This is a genomic window from Desulfonatronum parangueonense (assembly GCF_054656975.1).
Genome location: NZ_BAAHXH010000003.1, coordinates 2028593 through 2044329 on the forward strand (window position 1 = coordinate 2028593; position 15737 = coordinate 2044329).

Consider the following 15737-nt stretch of genomic DNA (forward strand, 5'->3'; position numbering starts at 1 on the left):
CTTGGCACTTGTCGAGGCCGCTCATGCAACGACAATACAAGGATCAACGGATTTCCCAACGGTCGCGTTGTTCATCCAGTCGTTCCCGTAGATCTTCTTTTTCTCCTTCCCTCCAGGCCCGCTCCATACGTGCGAATATTTCAACTGGCGTGAGATCATGGCTCGACTCCAGTTGGGCGGCGCGTTCCCGCACGAACTGCTGCGTGCGGAACTGGCGGGGATAGCTGAAGTTCTTCAGCAGACTGAATCCTTCAGCCCTCCTCCCCTGTCCAATCAGAGCCAAACCTTGATGAAACTGCTCCTCCGGTGTTGGATCGCGTATTTCAGCTATGCGCACAAATTCCTGGACTGATTGCGCATAATATGCCGGATCAATGTCCCTGCCCATATAAAAGTAGGTCATGGCCAGACGCCTCCGGGCGGTGGCATCATCGGGATTCTGAACGAGCATCTCCTGAAAGTGTTGTTCAGCTTGTCGGTAGTCTCCACGGGCCAAGGCCAGATTGCCCTGAGTATAGCCGCCGCATCCGCCGAGACCACCCAAGAGCAGCAGGCTGACGATACATCCAAGGATGATAGCAAAGATTGATTTTGAAAACGGGCATGAGCGCACAAGGAACCTCAATGCTCGCGTTTGGGCGATTCATCCTTGGGACGTTCGATTTCCTGACCAATGGTGAATGCCGGTCCAAGATACTCTCCCAACCCATGGTAGGTCCGGACCACAGGTCCGAAGACCGCGGGACGCAGTTTTTCCACATCCGGCAGTCCTTCCGCCATAAGCACCGCTTCGTCAGCCTTGATATCCAGAATTTCTCCGATGAACATGGTATGCAGCCCCAGGTCAATGGTCTGCAGCAGGCGGCATTCGGCTATCAGTGGAAATTCCTCGATATAAGGCGCATCTACCAGTTCGCTTTTGACAGGGGTAAGGCCCGTGGCCGCGAACTTGTTCACGGTCCTTCCGGAGGCAGTGCCGCAATAATCGGCCATGATGATGCTGTTCTCCGTTGCGACATTGACCGTGAATCCTCCGCTCTTGGTGATGCATTCGTAGGTATACGTTGCCTTGCGCAGTGAAATGTTCAAACAGGGAGGCTTTGAGCAGCAGATCCCTCCCCAGGCAATGGTCATGATGTTCGGCTTTCCTTCCTGATCATACGATCCGACAACCCATACCGGTGTCGGGAATACCAAGGTTTTTGCTCCCAAAGATTTTTTCATCACGCCCTCCTTTCTTGGGACTTCAGGTTTTCAATTTGATAAGTGCGTGGTAGCTACTCAGCCAAGGTCACTGAGCGCGTTCTTTATATGTTTTGCCATATTCAACGGCATTCACCGGAAGAATGCAAGCTCCGGGACCAGAAGATCAGGATGAGGGCGGACATGGGTTGACGAGGGTTGTCCCCAAGTGCATGCTTATGGAAAAAAGGCCTTAATCCGCGTGACATCATCGTGTCGTCAGCCTGAATGAGTAGTGGCCCCCCCTTTTTCATAACGCAGCATCACCGCACCAGTCGAAAAAAGGACCTGGAATGGAAAAACACTTCTTGCTTGCAATTGGCGACGATCAAAGCTCATTTCTTGCCGGACGCTTCATCAATCACTTTTTTCTCCACAAACACCACATTCGATTGACGCTGCTTTATGTGGCCCCCCAACCGCCTGCCGTTTATCTGGATGACAGCGATGTCTACCAGCGAAAAAAATGGACGGATGGCTGGAAGAAGGCGCAGCAGCAGCGTTCTGACGAGCTTCTGGAAAAAGGGCGCGCCATGTTGGTGAGTTCCGGTTTCTCCTCGAGCAATGTTGCCACAAAGTTTATCTACAGCCAGTTTGGGTCTGCCAAGGATTTGATTCAGGAGTGTGCCAAAGGACATTACGACGCACTTGTCCTTGGACGGCGCGGACTTTCGCGGTTTGAGGAGCTTTTCGTGGACAGCGTTACGAAAACCATCATGAACGAGGATCTGTCATTTCCCATCTGGGTTTGTCAGCGAACCGACAGCAAACGCAAAAATGTTCTGGTTGCCGTGGACGGTTCCGAGCCCTGCGTCCAGATTGCCGACCATGTCGGTTTCGTAATGGCTGATCAGCCCGATCATTCCGTGGTTTTGGCCTATGTGAACGCAGATTCCAAGACTTCCGATCCGGACGCGCTTTCTTTTTTCGACCATGCCTTGTCCTCTGTCCTGAACAACGGCGTGGCCAGAGAACGGATCCAAACCAAGATCCTGCGGTCTTCATCCCCCGCTCAAGCCCTGCTCCAGGAAGCCGAGGATGGGCGGTACGCGGTTGTTGCCGTCGGCCGAACCGGCACGTCCGCTCCAGGTTTTTTCTCCATGGGCTCGGTCAGCAGAACGCTCTTGGCCAAGCTGGAAGGCGCGGCCTTGTGGGTCAGCCCATCTTCATGCCGACTGCCGGGATAATGTTTTTTGCATTTGCAATAACCGAGAATTTCCCTCCATGCGGAGCAGGTCTTTTCTCAAACCAGCAACAGAGAGCCGGATTATGAAAAAAGAAACCCCGCAACACAACGAAAAAAAGAAAGACAAAACCCCCTGGCATGCCTTTTCCGTCTCCGACGTTCTTGAACGGCTGGAGACCGATACCAAGGGCTTGAGTGCATCAGAAGCGAGCAGTCGGCTGGAACGTTACGGCCCGAATGAATTGCCCCAGGCCAAAGGCCGCAGCGCCCTGATGCGCTTTCTGGCCCAGTTCAACAACGTTCTCATCTACCTGCTTCTGGCAGCGGCCGTGATCACGGGACTGCTCGCCGAATGGCTGGATATGGGCGTCATTCTCGGCGTGGTGCTGATCAACGCCCTGATCGGCTTCATTCAGGAAGGGAAAGCCGAAAAATCCCTGGACAGCATCCGGAACATGCTCTCGCCCACGGCCGTGGTTCTGCGCGACGGCAAGAAAAAAGAGGTCGAGGCCAAGGAGTTGGTCCCGGGGGATGTGATCCTGCTCAATGCCGGCGACAAGGTACCGGCGGATATTCGCCTGTTCAAAGCCCGCGACCTCCAGGCCGAGGAAGCTGCCCTGACCGGTGAATCCGTGCCCGTGGAAAAGGATACCGAGCCCGTGGACGAGGGCGATTCCATCGGTGACCGTTCCAGCATGGCCTTCTCCGGCACCATGATCGCCAATGGTCAGGGCCGGGGACTGGTTGTCGGAACCGGTTCGGATACCGAGATCGGCCGGATCAGTGAAATGTTGTCGGACGTGGAAACCCTGACCACCCCGCTGCTCAAACAGCTTGGCCGTTTCGGCAACGTGCTCAGCGTGGCCATCATCGGCATGGCCGCCGTGACCTTCGCTTTCGGCTATTTATTTCAAGGATTTGCTCCGGGCGAGATGTTCATGGCCGCCGTGGGATTGGCCGTGGCCGCCATTCCCGAAGGCCTCCCGGCCATCGTGACCATCACCCTTGCCATCGGCGTGCAGCGCATGGCCAAACGCAATGCGATCATCCGCCACCTGCCCGCGGTGGAGACCCTGGGTTCGGTGAGCGTGATCTGCACGGACAAGACCGGCACCTTGACCCGCAACGAGATGACCGTCCAGACCTTGCGCACCGGGGACAAGACCGTGACTGTTTCCGGGGTCGGCTATGCTCCTGAGGGCGAATTCAAGCTGGATGATGAAAAATTTGACCCCCGCGAGAATAAAGGCGTCATTCTGGACCTGCTGCGTTTCGGTTTGCTGTGCAATGAAGCCGAGATCACGAAAACCGACGGCGACTGGAAGGCCCAGGGAGCCCCGACGGAATCCTCCCTCGTTGTGGCGGCCATGAAAGCCGGCCTGGATCAGGAGGAAGAAAACGAACAGTATGAGCGACTGGATGCTATTCCCTTCAGTTCGGAACAAAAATTCATGGCCACCCTGCACCGGCATTCCGAATCAGGCAGCCTGATCATTCTCAAAGGGGCGCCGGAAAAAGTTCTCGAACGTTGCTCGACGCAGCGCACCGAAGACGGCGACGAGTCGCTGGATCCATCATTCTGGGAGGATGAAGAGCAAAAAATCGCCTCCAAGGGTCAGCGCCTGCTTGGCCTGGCCATTCGCCCCCTGGACAACGGCCAGGGTAAGCTGAACATGGACGACGTGGCTGAAGGCTTCACCTTTCTGGGCTTTTACGGGATCATCGATCCGCCGCGGGATGAAGCCGTCGATGCCGCGGGCAAATTGATCGGCGAATGCGACCCGTCGGGTCAATGCGACACGGCCGGGATCCGGGTGAAAATGATCACCGGCGATCATGTGGTCACGGCCACGGCCATCGGCAAACAACTGGGCATCGGCGACGGCAAGACCGCGCTCACGGGCAAGGATATCGAATCCATGAGCGACGAGCAGTTGCAGGAGGAGATTCCGGATGTGGACGTTTTTGCCCGGGTCTCGCCCGAGCACAAGCTGCGCATTGTCACGGCCCTGCAGGCCAAGGACAAAATCGTGGCCATGACCGGAGACGGGGTGAACGACGCTCCGGCACTGAAACGGGCGGACGTCGGGGTGGCCATGGGGCAAAGCGGAACCGAAGCGGCCAAGGAGGCTTCGGACATGGTCCTGGCGGACGACAATTTCGCTTCCATCGCCAATGCCGTGGAGGAAGGGCGAACGGTCTACGACAACATCAAGAAAGCCATCCTGTTCATCCTGCCCACCAACGGCGGGCAGGCCCTGGTGGTTATTGCCGCGATATTTCTGGGCCTGGGCGCGTCCGGTGCGGCCGGAGAGTTCACGTTGCCCATCTCTCCTCCGCAGATCCTCTGGATCAACATGGTCACCGCGGTCTCCCTGGCTCTGGCCCTGGCTTTTGAGCCTTCGGAAAGCAACGTGATGCGGCGTCCTCCCAGGGAAGGCGACGAGCCTCTGGTTTCCCGGTTCCTGCTCTGGCGGATCACCTTTGTCTCGTTGCTGCTGACCGTCGGCGCGCTGGGCCACTACATGTTCATACTGGGCGGCAACGGATCCCAGGAACTGGCAGCCACCGTGGCCATCAACACCCTGGTCTTCGGTCAGGTCTGCTACCTCTTCAACAGCCGGTTTATCTACGAAAGTTCCATGCGCCTCACGACCTTCACAGGCAGTAAAGCAGTGCTCTGGTCCATTCTTGTACTGACGGTCCTGCAGATTGGGTTCACCTATTTTCCACCAATGCAGTTTCTTTTCCGCACCGAAGCAGTGGATATCGGGACTTGGCTGCGGATTTTCGTTTTTGGCGTAATCCTGTTCCTGCTGGTTGAAGGGGAGAAATATCTCATGCGCCGCTATACCGCCGCCCGCTGACCGGAGGAATTTGCACGGCAAGCGTGTTTTCACGTGACATTTGCTTGTAATGTGAATACTCCCTTCCGCATCGCGAAGGCGGATCGCCCCCTTTTGTTCAACCAAGGAGTTTGCGCCATGATTCGACACCTGTTTGTTCTCATAACCATGACGATCCTTGTCATGTCCTCGGCTGCATCGGCAGCGCAACCGATCAAGATCGGGGCCATCCTCTCGGCCACGGGGCCTGCGTCCTTTCTCGGGGAGCCGGAGCGCAACACGCTGATCATGCTGCAGGACCAGATCAATGCCCAGGGCGGCCTGCTGGGCCGCCCCCTGGAAGTGATCATCTACGATGACGAAACCGAGGTGAACAAGGCCGTTGCCGCCGCAAACAGGCTCCTGAGCCGGGATCGAGTGGTGGCGGCCATTGGCGCCACCACCTCCGGCAATACCCTGGCCATCATGCCCAGATTTACCTCGGCCAGGATTCCCCTGGTGTCCATGGCCGCGGCGGAACGTATCGTCAAGCCCATCAACCCTTGGGTTTTCAAAACTCCCCAGTCGGATCGGCATGCCGTGATCAGGATCCTGGAACATGCCCAGGAACAAGGTTTCCAATCCATCGCGATCATCACGGTCTCAGATGGTTTCGGCCAGGCGGGTCGCGAGGTGCTGCAGGAGTTGATTCCGGCCTACGGCATGACCCTTGTTGCGGACGAAATCTACGGTCCCAGGGATACGGACATGACGCCGCAACTGACCAAAATCCGCAGCCTCAATCCTGATGCGATCATCTGCTGGGGCACCAATCCGGGCCCGGCGGTCATTGCCCGCAACCGCGTCCAGCTGGGCATGAACATCCCCATGTACATGAGCCACGGCGTTGCCTCCAAGCGCTTCATCGAACTGGCCGGCGAGGCCGCCGAAGGCCTGATCCTGCCGGCCGGCCGTCTGACGGTCGCTGACCAACTGCCCGACGATCATCCCCAAAAAGCGCTGCTTCTGGAATACATCCGCAACTATGAAAAGCGGTTCAACACTGAAGTTTCCACTTTTGGCGGCTACGCCTACGACGCATTGGCCCTGATTGCCGAAGCCATCACCCGTGCCGGGGAAGCCACGCCGCAGGCCATCCGGGACAACCTGGAAAACATCAGTGGATTTGTTGCTACGGGCGGCATTTTCAACCTTTCCCCCGAAGATCATAACGGCCTGGACGAGCGCGCCTTCGTGATGGTCAGGATCACGGACGGCGACTGGGAGCTTGTGAGCGAATAATGGAGCTTTCCAGTTTCCTGCAGTTCCTTGTGGCCGGACTGACCGTGGGCAGCACCTACGGTCTGGCCGCTTTGGGTTTTACCATCATCTTCAACACCACGGGGATCATCAACTTTGCCCAGGGCGAGTTCGTGATGCTCGGCGGAATCCTGTCCGTGATCTTCGTCCACTGGCTGGATCCCGGACTTCCCGTGGCCGTTATCCTGGCCGTGTTCACCACCACCCTGGTCGGCCTGGTGATGGAACGTCTGACCATTCGCCCGGTCCAACACGCCTCGGTGATCAACCTGATCATCGTGACCATTGGCGTATCCATTACCATCCGCGGCGTGATGATGCTGCTCTGGGGCAAGGACACCTACGTTTTGCCGGCATTCTCCGGCAATGTTCCAATTCCCTTCCTGGGAGCGACCATTGCCCCGCAAAGCCTGTGGATCCTGGGCATTACCATGATGGTCCTGGCCTCGATGCGCTACTTTTTCAGCCGAACCATTTTCGGCCGGGCCATGCTGGCCTGTTCCTTCGAACCCAAGGCGGCCAGGCTGATGGGCATCAGCGTGGAGCGGATGGTCATGGCCTCGTTCATGCTCTCGGCCTTTGTGGGAGCCGTGGGCGGAGCGATCCTCACCCCGCTGACCATGACCTCCTATGATGTGGGCGTGCTCCTGGGTCTGAAAGGCTTCGCCGCCTGCATTCTCGGCGGCCTGGGCAACCCCTTCGGCGCCGCGGCCGGCGGCCTGATCCTCGGCGTCCTGGAAGCCTTCGGCGCGGGCATGATCTCTTCGGCCTACAAGGACGCCATCGCCTTCGTGGTCATCCTGGCCATCCTTCTCTGGCGTCCATCCGGCCTGTTCGGCGCACCGGACACGGAACGGGTATAATGAGAGATGGATGTGCAGGAAGATGATGTCCGCTGGGTCCAACGCCTGGCCCATTTTCGCAAGGCGCTGATCCAGCTTGGCGAAGGCGTGGAACTGGCCCGCCAACGCTCTCTTTCCCGGCTGGAGGAACAGGGCTTGATCCAGGCCTTCGAATTCACCCACGAACTGGCCTGGAACACACTGAAGGATTTTCTTGAAAGCCGCGGCACGGTCCGCATGTGATGAACATGATCAAAAGCCGCAACCTGTCCTCCCACACCTACAGTGAATCCTTGGCCAAGAAAATTGTTGGAGAAATCATTGCGGAGTACTACCCCGAGTTTCTCCTGATGCGGCAAACCATGGACCAGGTCCATCGGGATGACCGGCAATGACCCATGGTTTACAGGTTCGTACGGTTCAAAAAATCAACAATGTCCTCGCCCGCCACACGAAAGTGAAAAAGGCGATCCTCTACGGTTCCCGGGCCAAGGACACGCAGAAAACGGGATCGGATATCGACCTAACGCTGATCGGGGACCTGGATCTGAAGGATCTCTACCAGATCATGGACGAACTAGACGACCTGCTGCTTCCGTACACCATCGATCTCTCCCTCTACCACGACATCGACGATCCGGACCTCGTCGAACATATCCAGAGAGTCGGAAAAATTTTTTATGAACAGAACCCGCAACCAACCTCCGAAACCTGATTTCCGGCATTCATGACTTCCACCTACCGTCAACTGGCCCCTGTGGCCGCCTTTTTCGTGCTGGTTCTGGCCACGCCGACGATTCTGTCTCATGACTATTACTATCTGAGCATCCTGACCATGGCCGGGATCATCGCCATCATCGTCATGGGACTGAACCTGCTGCTGGGCTTTGCCGGTCAGATCTCCCTGGGCCATGCGGCCCTGTTCGGGATTTCCGCCTACACCACCGCGGTGCTCACCGGAACCCATGGCCTACCTCTGGCGGTGGGCATGCTTTCCGGCGTGGGCCTGACAGCACTCGTGGCCCTGGTGGTGGGCATGCCCGTACTCAAGCTCAAGGGATACTACCTGGCCATGGCCACCCTGGGTTTCGGGTTGATCGTCTACATTTTTTTCAACGAAGCCATCGGCCTGACCGGCGGCCCTTCCGGATTCGTGGGCATTCCGCAGCTCCAGGTGGGCGGATTTGTTTTTGATTCGGAACTCTCTTACTTTTTTCTTGTCTGGACCACGGTCACCATAGTCCTGCTGATCTCCCTGAACCTGATCCAGTCCCGCACCGGGCGGGCCCTGATGGCCCTGCATGCCAGCGACAAGGCAGCCCAGTCCATGGGCATCAACGTGACCCGCTACAAGCTGTTCATTTTCGTGCTGTCCGCGATCTACGCGGGCATTGCCGGGGTTCTCTACGCCCACTATCTCAGCTTCGTGGCCCCTTCGTCATTCGGATTCCATTTCTCCGTGCAGTTGATCACCATGGTTGTCCTGGGCGGCATGGCCAGTCTCTGGGGAGGTATCGCCGGGACAGTCTTCCTAATAGCGATGCCGGAGTTCCTGCGGGCCTATGAAAACATGGAAGTGATCATCTATGGTTTGATTCTCATCCTGTGCATGATGTATCTGCCCCAGGGCATGGCCGGGGGGATGAAATCGCTGATCGGCCTGATTCGCGGGAGGTTGAGCCGTGTCCGATCATGACGTCCTGTTGCGCTGTCAGGGGGTCCATGTCCGATTCGGCGGGGTGATGGCCTTGACCGATGTGGATTTTCAGGTCCGGGAAGGAACCATCACCGCCCTGATCGGCCCCAACGGCGCGGGCAAGACCACCTTGCTGAACGTGGTCAGCGGCATGGTGCCCTGCTCCGGCGGCCGCGTCGAACTCCTGGGCCAGGATATGACCCGTGCTCCGGCATGGGCACGATCCAGGGCCGGGGCGGTACGCACCTTCCAGAACCTGGAAGTCTTCACCACCATGAACGTTCTGGAAAACGTGATGACCGGTGCGCACCGGGTGGTCCGCTACAGTCCGATCAACGCCCTGTTCAAGACGCCGGCCTACTTTCGCGGGGAGCATCGTTGCCGGGACCTGGCCGAGGAAAAGCTGGCCTTTGTCGGCATCGAATCCGGATGGGATCTGCCCGCCGGGGAACTGCCCTACGGAAAACAGCGCCTGCTCGAACTGGCCCGGGCCCTTGCGGCCCAGCCGCGGCTGCTGCTTCTGGATGAACCCGCGGCGGGCCTGAATACCACGGAAACCCGGGCCCTGGCCGAACTGATCCGCCGCATCCGCGACGAACTGGGCATCACCGTGGCCATCGTGGAACACGACATGGATCTGATCATGGGCGTCAGCAACGCCATCACCGTTCTCCATTTCGGCCAGGTCATCGCCTCGGGCACACCCGCGGAAATCCAGAAGAACCCCGAAGTTATCGCGGCATACCTGGGCGAGGAGGCGGAGTAGTTCCATGCTGGTACTGAAAAATGTGGACGTCTTCTACGGCCGGGTGCACGCCGTACGCAGGGTCTCAATGCACGTGAACCAGGGAGAGATCGTGGCCCTGATCGGCGGCAACGGCGCGGGAAAGACCACTCTGCTGACCACCATCTCGGGCCTCTTGCGGGCCAGGGGCGGGAGCCTCGGGTTCGAGGGCCGGGACATCACTCGGGAGCGCCCGGAACGCATTGTCAGCGCCGGCATTTCCCAGGTTCCGGAACGCCGCCTGGTCTTCAAGCCCATGACCGTGGCGGACAATCTTCTCCTTGGCGCCTACCACCGCTATAGTCTGACAAACAAGGCCCTGATCTCCAAGGACGTGGACCAGATTTATGAGATGTTTCCGGTCCTGGGCCAGCGCCGCGACCAGCCCGCCGGGAACCTCTCCGGCGGTGAACAGCAGATGCTGGCCATCGGCCGGGCCCTGATGGCCAAACCGCGCATGCTGCTCCTGGACGAGCCGGGCATGGGACTGGCCCCGGCTCTGTCGCAGATGATTTTCCGCCATGTGGCCGAACTCCGCGACGTGTTCGGCCTGACCGTCCTGCTGGTGGAGCAAAACGCCAAAAGCGCACTGAAAATCGCGGACCGGGGTTATGTATTGGAAACAGGACGGATCATCCTGCAGGGGCCATCCGAGGAACTGCTGCTGAACCGGGACGTCCAACGCGCCTACCTGGGCCGGGACGTGGGGGATGAAACTTCTTAATCCCTATCTGTGTATCTGCGGAGAAACATACAGCTCACCCGAATGAATACTGACTGGATACCCGCCTTCGCGGGCATGACTGACTCGGAGACGGCATTGAAAAAACAAGTCATTCCCGCGATGTGAAAACCCTGATCATACTTGCCACAAGTTTCTGAAAAAATACCTTTTCCCGCCTATGCTGAGTAGCTGCAAAAATTTTGAATGCAATCTGAAATGCCATGTGATGCTTGAGGTGCAGGATACTTATGCGTGGAGGAGCGACGATGTTTGAAGCCGAATTTGAATCCATGACCAAGGAGGAGTTGGAGCAACTCCAGCTGGAACGCTTGCAGTCCACCCTGACCAGGGTCTCCCGCAACGTACCCTTCTACCGCAAGAAATTCGAGGAACTGGGCATTGACCCCTATGACTTCGAATCCCTGGCCGATGTCCGCAACCTGCCCCTGACCACTCGCCAGGACCTGCGCGACAATGCTCCCTACGGGCTGTTCGCCGTGCCCCTGCGCGAGGTGGTCCGGCTGCAGACTTCGTCGGGCTTTTCCGGCGGCACAACGGTCTTTGGCTACACTCAGAGCGACATCCGGAAGTGGTCCCGGCTCACGGCTCGCATCCTTTCCGCGGGAGGGGCCTCGAAGGAAGACGTGGTCCACGTGGCCCACAATTACGGATTGTCCACCATGGCTTTCGGCATGCACTATGGCGCCGAAACTCTGGGCGCCACCGTGGTGCCTGTTTCCAGCGGCAATGCCCGACGACAGGTGGGCATCATCCTCGATTACCGGGCCACGGCTCTGGCCTGCATTCCCAGTTACGCCCTGTACCTGGCCGACGTCATGGACGAGTTGGGCGTGAACCGCAACGCCCTGCCCCTGCGCTGGGGCCTGTTCAGCGGGGAAGCCTGGTCCGAGGCCACCAGGGAACGCATCCAGGACCGGCTGAATATCACGGCCACGGACAACTACGGCGTCAGCGAGGTCATGGGGCCGGGAGTGGCCGGAGAATGTCTGGAGCGCCGGGGCATGCACATCCAGGAAGACCACTTCCTGGCCGAGATCGTCGATCCAAAAACACTGCAGCCGTTGCCTCCCGGGACAGTCGGCGAACTGGTCCTGACCACGCTGACCAAGGAAGCCCTGCCCATGATCCGCTTCCGGACCGGGGATCTGACCCGGCTGATTCCTGAACCATGTCCCTGCGGCCGCACCTTTCAGCGCATGGACCGCATCCAGGGCCGCAGCGACGACATGCTGATCATCCAGGGAATCAATGTCTATCCGGAACGGATCAAGGCCATTCTCGCCGAAACCCACCATGCCGAGCCCAACTACCTGCTCGTGGTGGATCGCCACGGCGGTCTGGACCGGGCCATGCTGCTGGTGGAGGCGGACATGGTGGAGCCGGATCAGATCAAGGCCCAGCAGCGTTTCATCGACCTGACCCGCCAGCAGCTGGCCATGGAGCTGGGGCTCGTCTTCAAGGTCAAGCTGGTGGAACGCCAGACCATCGCCGAACTGGAAACAGGTTCCGGCCGCGTGGTGGACCGCAGACAGCCCTGATTCCCGAACATCTTCCCGACCTGCTTTTCGTAACTGCACAAAAATTGGCGATGAGTTTCCCTGGCAGAGTTTCGTGACCCAGCTCCTGGGTCCACGCTCCAGCCGGAATTCTGTCCTGTGTGCGTCACGCCATTGCCGCACTGGGGTGCGGTGCTCCCAGGATTTAACCTGTCAATTGCCGCAAGTTTTTGAGCAAGTTACCCTTTTCCCACGCAAGGACATTCCAATCCGAGCAAAATGAGACAAGTCCGCGCCTTCAGCCTAACAAGCCGGACAGAACGGTCCGGCGATGGCTGAAGATGGCCTGCAGGCGATTTCTGACCCACAGTGCGTGAACCAGGTCGCCCAGAGGACCGAAAGGCAAGGCGTAGTGGACCTGATCGGTCATGAGAAGGCCCGTGTCCGTCTCCTGAAAATGGTGCTGGTGATGCCAGAACCGGTAGGGGCCGATGCGCTGCTCGTCCACGAAGAAGTACGGCTTGCGAACATGGGTGATCTCGGTCACCCAGCGCAAACGCAGCAAGGGGATGGGACGGATGGAGTAGGTCAGGATCTGACCGGCATACATGGCGGTATGCGGTGAACAGGTCAGGGTGAAGGCCAGCCAGCCGGGGGTGATCCGGCTGAGGTTGGCCGGGTCGGAAAAGAACTCCCAGGCCTGATCAAGGCTCAGGGGCAGGGTCTGGGTCTGGGTGAGGCAGTGGAGCATGGGGCTACAGTACGAACCGAAAAATAATCATGGCTCACGGGCCAGAAGCGCGGCAAAGTCGGCGCGAATTTGTTCCACACGCCGACGATTCACCCCCAAATCCCAGGTGCCGACCCGTGAGGCCGAACGGACATGGATGACGGGATGATCGGGATCGAAATAAAACTCCAGATCATCCTTGAACCGAAACACGGCGCTTTGAACTACAGCTTTGACAATGGTATCCGACTGTTTGGTTATCACGGTGCGCGGCAGGCCGCGAAGCACCTGAAGCAGGACTTGCATGGCCAACTGATCCTGACCGGTTGGATACGTCAGAGGCTCGACCCGCCGGGCCGAATCCGCGGCCTGACTGGAAACGCAGTTTGGAGTCGTCGGACAGTCCAGCAACGCCAGGGAAAGAATGGCCGCCGTCAAAACGGAAAATTGCATGGCACCTCTATCAATGTGTTGTAATAAATTCCGATTCTGCATGCTGTTCAAAAAAACTCGGTAATTACTCAGCTTGGGCCGGAAAATGGTAGCTTTCTCAAGAATTGCGACAAGTATGGACTGGATTCCCGCCTTCGCGGGAATGACTTGTTTTCAAAGTCGTCTGCAAGTCAGTCATACCAGCGAAGGCGGGTATCCTGTCCGTTTTTGCTCAGGTGGGCTGAGTAGTTTCAAAACTCGATGGCAGTACAATAAGCAACTCGACTGAAAGTATATCCTCATACATAAGATTTTGAGCTTTTGCAGCAATACAGTCAGGGTGATTTTCACAGCCTGTCCCGACGATTTCAAATATTTGAGCCGATCCAGAACGATTATCAGGTTCCGGATATGGGGGAGTGCCGTCGGCGGATGCCAAGGCGGATCAAGCATCGGGCCGGCGTGGGTGCTCGTCCAGGGAGATGAATCGTTGCATGAGGATATCAAAGGTGTCCCTTTTAACTTTTGAGGGAATATGTCAGGATTTTCACCACATGCCGAATCCTGATGCTACCGCGACAAAGCGAGACATTTCCCTCTCAACGCTGAAAAATCGTGCAAGGACAACCGATGATCACCTTTCCCTACGGCATCTGGGACTTTCAGGAAATCGCAACCCAAGGGTACTACTATTGCGACCGGACCCAGGCCATTCTCCACCTGGAGCGGACCAAGTCCTCCCTGTTCATCCGGCCGCGGCGCTTTGGCAAGAGCCTGTTGCTGTCCATGCTGGAAAACTACTACGACATCGCCCGCAAGGATCAGTTCTCGGCCCTGTTCGGCCACCTAGCCATCGGTATCAATCCGACCCCCTTGCGTAACAGTTATTTCATCCTGCGCTGGGATTTCTCCTGTGTTGATCCCACCGGAACGCCGGAGGACATGCGGCAGTCGCTTTTCAATCATATCAATGTCCAAATTTCCAACTTTCTTCAGTATTACAAAAAAAATGGCTTTGATATGGGCCAAGTTGACCTCAATACCGAAGATGCTCTTTTTTCCATTGGGTCTTTGCTCGGCGCGACCAGGAACTCTGGTATTCCGATCTACCTACTCATCGACGAGTATGACAACTTCGCCAACACGGTCATGATGCTGCCAGAGCCGGATTCCCGGGGCCGGTACGAGGCCCTGGTGCATGATGAGGGCATCCTGCGTACCTTGTTCAAGGTGGTCAAGGCGTCAACCCAGGCCAGCATGTTCGACCGCGTGTTCATCACCGGGGTCTCGCCGGTGGTCATGAGTGATCTGACCAGCGGGTACAATGTGGCTGAGGATATTTTCTTTGAGCCCGAATTCGCGGATTTGTGCGGGTTCCGGGAAGAGGAGGTGGCAGAGACTTTGCGATCCATTGCCCGGGAATGTGGACTGGATGCGGAGAAAGCCCAGGAGGCCCTGGAACTGCTTCGCACCTACTACAACGGCTACAATTTCGTGCCCAGGGGCACGGACATGGTCTACAACCCCACGCTATGCCTGTATTTTTTCAAGCATTTCCAGAAACGATGCGCGTATCCGACGAAAATGCTGGACGCCAACCTGGCCATGGATCAGTCCAAATTGGAATATGTGGCCGCCCTGCCCAGTGGGCGGGAGATGATCGCGAACTTGAGCCACAAGGGCGGGGAAGTGATCGTTCCGGAGATCGCGGATCGATTCGGGCTGCGGGAAATGCTTTCGGACAGCTCCAAGGATCAGACCTTCCTGGCCTCGTTCCTCTACTATTTCGGCGTCCTGACCCTGGCCGGGGAGACGGATACTCTGCAATTGACACTACGGGTTCCGAATCTGGTCATCCAGGGGCTGTACGTCGCCCGCCTCCAGCAGATGCTTTTGCCCGATCCCCAATTGCGCGACGCCGGGCGCTGGGCCGCGGAAAAGGTCTATCAGGATGGGGAGCTGGTTCAGTTAGCCACGTTTGTCGAAAAGCACCTGTTCACGGTGTTCAAGAACCGCGACTATGCCCAGGCCAACGAACTGACCGTGAAGACGGCGTTTTTGACCCTGCTCTACAACGATCTGCTGTTCATCATGGATTCCGAGCCGGAGCTGGATCGACGTTACGCCGACTTGACCATGATCATCCGCCCGGACAAGCGGCACGGCCGGCTGGTGGACGTGCTCATGGAGTTCAAGTTCGTGTCCCTGAAGGATTTGAGTCTGACAGGAGAAGCGCTCAAGGCCATGTCCCAGGACGACCTGGACAAGCTGCCCCAGGTCCGCCAAGCCCTAAGGCAGGGCTCGATCCAGGCCAAAGAATACGCCCAACGCCTCAATCGCAAATACCCCGCCCTGCGCCTGCACGCTTTCGTGGTGGTGGCTTTGGGGTTTGAGAGGATTTGCTGGTCCAAAGTGGTGCCGTGAACTTGGTTATCGGTT

Annotated in this window: 16 protein-coding genes and 1 pseudogene; 13 read left to right on the forward strand and 4 right to left on the reverse strand. The window is 57.8% G+C overall.

Going from position 1 to position 15737, the window contains the following annotated elements:
* Positions 1 to 43: 43 nt before the first annotated feature.
* The gene (locus tag ACYQ15_RS09315) at positions 44 to 613 is read right to left on the reverse strand and encodes a tetratricopeptide repeat protein (RefSeq protein ID WP_459937239.1); all 570 of its coding nucleotides are present in this window, start codon (positions 611 to 613) and stop codon (positions 44 to 46) included.
* An 8-nt stretch (positions 614 to 621) separates the two neighbouring features.
* Complete coding sequence (locus tag ACYQ15_RS09320) at positions 622 to 1224, reverse strand: flavin reductase family protein (protein WP_459937240.1); 603 nt, start codon at positions 1222 to 1224, stop codon at positions 622 to 624.
* A gap of 311 nt (positions 1225 to 1535) precedes the next feature.
* On the opposite strand from ACYQ15_RS09320, the pseudogene ACYQ15_RS09325 reads away from it, so the two are divergent.
* The 12 genes and pseudogenes from ACYQ15_RS09325 to ACYQ15_RS09380 form a co-directional block, all read left to right on the forward strand.
* Positions 1536 to 1904: pseudogene (locus ACYQ15_RS09325) on the forward strand (hypothetical protein); the annotation flags it as partial.
* 30 nt (positions 1905 to 1934) lie between these two features.
* Positions 1935 to 2429, forward strand: a complete 495-nt coding sequence (locus ACYQ15_RS09330; RefSeq protein WP_459939565.1) for a universal stress protein — start codon at positions 1935 to 1937, stop codon at positions 2427 to 2429.
* Positions 2430 to 2511: 82 nt separating this feature from the next.
* Positions 2512 to 5295 carry a cation-transporting P-type ATPase gene (locus tag ACYQ15_RS09335; protein WP_459937241.1) on the forward strand — a complete coding sequence of 928 codons (2784 nt, stop codon included), beginning with the start codon at positions 2512 to 2514 and terminating at the stop codon, positions 5293 to 5295.
* Between the two features lie 117 nt (positions 5296 to 5412).
* Positions 5413 to 6555: an ABC transporter substrate-binding protein gene (locus tag ACYQ15_RS09340; RefSeq protein WP_459937242.1), complete on the forward strand. Its 1143-nt coding sequence runs from the start codon at positions 5413 to 5415 to the stop codon at positions 6553 to 6555.
* Positions 6555 to 7436: a branched-chain amino acid ABC transporter permease gene (locus ACYQ15_RS09345; protein WP_459937243.1), complete on the forward strand. Its 882-nt coding sequence runs from the start codon at positions 6555 to 6557 to the stop codon at positions 7434 to 7436. Before ACYQ15_RS09340 ends, ACYQ15_RS09345 begins: the two co-directional genes overlap by 1 nt.
* 12 nt (positions 7437 to 7448) lie before the next feature.
* The gene (locus ACYQ15_RS09350; RefSeq protein WP_459937244.1) at positions 7449 to 7658 is read left to right on the forward strand and encodes a nucleotidyltransferase substrate binding protein; all 210 of its coding nucleotides are present in this window, start codon (positions 7449 to 7451) and stop codon (positions 7656 to 7658) included.
* Positions 7658 to 7810, forward strand: a complete 153-nt coding sequence (locus ACYQ15_RS09355) for a nucleotidyltransferase substrate binding protein (protein ID WP_459937245.1) — start codon at positions 7658 to 7660, stop codon at positions 7808 to 7810. Before ACYQ15_RS09350 ends, ACYQ15_RS09355 begins: the two co-directional genes overlap by 1 nt.
* Positions 7807 to 8130 (forward strand): nucleotidyltransferase domain-containing protein, encoded by a 324-nt coding sequence (locus ACYQ15_RS09360; protein ID WP_459937246.1) that lies wholly within the window; start codon positions 7807 to 7809, stop codon positions 8128 to 8130. The genes ACYQ15_RS09355 and ACYQ15_RS09360 overlap by 4 nt, the downstream gene beginning before the upstream one ends.
* A 12-nt stretch (positions 8131 to 8142) precedes the next feature.
* On the forward strand, positions 8143 to 9111 hold the full coding sequence (locus ACYQ15_RS09365) for a branched-chain amino acid ABC transporter permease (RefSeq protein ID WP_459937247.1): 969 nt from the start codon (positions 8143 to 8145) through the stop codon (positions 9109 to 9111).
* Positions 9098 to 9877, forward strand: coding sequence for an ABC transporter ATP-binding protein (locus tag ACYQ15_RS09370; RefSeq protein WP_459937248.1), 780 nt, complete (start codon positions 9098 to 9100; stop codon positions 9875 to 9877). Before ACYQ15_RS09365 ends, ACYQ15_RS09370 begins: the two co-directional genes overlap by 14 nt.
* Positions 9878 to 9881: 4 nt before the next feature.
* Positions 9882 to 10619, forward strand: coding sequence for an ABC transporter ATP-binding protein (locus ACYQ15_RS09375; protein ID WP_459937249.1), 738 nt, complete (start codon positions 9882 to 9884; stop codon positions 10617 to 10619).
* 266 nt (positions 10620 to 10885) lie between these two features.
* Positions 10886 to 12178: a phenylacetate--CoA ligase family protein gene (locus tag ACYQ15_RS09380; RefSeq protein ID WP_459937250.1), complete on the forward strand. Its 1293-nt coding sequence runs from the start codon at positions 10886 to 10888 to the stop codon at positions 12176 to 12178.
* Between the two features lie 256 nt (positions 12179 to 12434).
* Here ACYQ15_RS09380 and ACYQ15_RS09385 read toward each other — a convergent pair whose 3' ends face one another.
* The gene (locus ACYQ15_RS09385; protein ID WP_459937251.1) at positions 12435 to 12887 is read right to left on the reverse strand and encodes an SRPBCC family protein; all 453 of its coding nucleotides are present in this window, start codon (positions 12885 to 12887) and stop codon (positions 12435 to 12437) included.
* A 27-nt stretch (positions 12888 to 12914) separates the two neighbouring features.
* The gene (locus ACYQ15_RS09390) at positions 12915 to 13319 is read right to left on the reverse strand and encodes a DUF1499 domain-containing protein (RefSeq protein ID WP_459937252.1); all 405 of its coding nucleotides are present in this window, start codon (positions 13317 to 13319) and stop codon (positions 12915 to 12917) included.
* A 609-nt stretch (positions 13320 to 13928) separates the two neighbouring features.
* On the opposite strand from ACYQ15_RS09390, the gene ACYQ15_RS09395 reads away from it, so the two are divergent.
* Entirely contained in the window at positions 13929 to 15722 is a 1794-nt protein-coding gene (locus ACYQ15_RS09395) for an AAA family ATPase (RefSeq protein WP_459937253.1), read from the forward strand.
* The last annotated feature ends 15 nt before the right edge of the window (positions 15723 to 15737 follow it).

Bases quoted from the DNA above. Each gene is read 5' to 3' on its own strand.
- ACYQ15_RS09320 (WP_459937240.1), bottom strand. From the start codon at position 1,224: ATGAAAAAATCTTTGGGAGCAAAAACCTTGGTATTCCCGACACCGGTA.
- ACYQ15_RS09335 (WP_459937241.1), top strand. From the start codon at position 2,512: ATGAAAAAAGAAACCCCGCAACACAACGAAAAAAAGAAAGACAAAACC.
- ACYQ15_RS09340 (WP_459937242.1), top strand. From the start codon at position 5,413: ATGATTCGACACCTGTTTGTTCTCATAACCATGACGATCCTTGTCATG.
- ACYQ15_RS09345 (WP_459937243.1), top strand. From the start codon at position 6,555: ATGGAGCTTTCCAGTTTCCTGCAGTTCCTTGTGGCCGGACTGACCGTG.
- ACYQ15_RS09355 (WP_459937245.1), top strand. From the start codon at position 7,658: ATGAACATGATCAAAAGCCGCAACCTGTCCTCCCACACCTACAGTGAA.
- ACYQ15_RS09360 (WP_459937246.1), top strand. From the start codon at position 7,807: ATGACCCATGGTTTACAGGTTCGTACGGTTCAAAAAATCAACAATGTC.
- ACYQ15_RS09365 (WP_459937247.1), top strand. From the start codon at position 8,143: ATGACTTCCACCTACCGTCAACTGGCCCCTGTGGCCGCCTTTTTCGTG.
- ACYQ15_RS09375 (WP_459937249.1), top strand. From the start codon at position 9,882: ATGCTGGTACTGAAAAATGTGGACGTCTTCTACGGCCGGGTGCACGCC.
- ACYQ15_RS09380 (WP_459937250.1), top strand. From the start codon at position 10,886: ATGTTTGAAGCCGAATTTGAATCCATGACCAAGGAGGAGTTGGAGCAA.
- ACYQ15_RS09385 (WP_459937251.1), bottom strand. From the start codon at position 12,887: ATGCTCCACTGCCTCACCCAGACCCAGACCCTGCCCCTGAGCCTTGAT.
- ACYQ15_RS09390 (WP_459937252.1), bottom strand. From the start codon at position 13,319: ATGCAATTTTCCGTTTTGACGGCGGCCATTCTTTCCCTGGCGTTGCTG.
- ACYQ15_RS09395 (WP_459937253.1), top strand. From the start codon at position 13,929: ATGATCACCTTTCCCTACGGCATCTGGGACTTTCAGGAAATCGCAACC.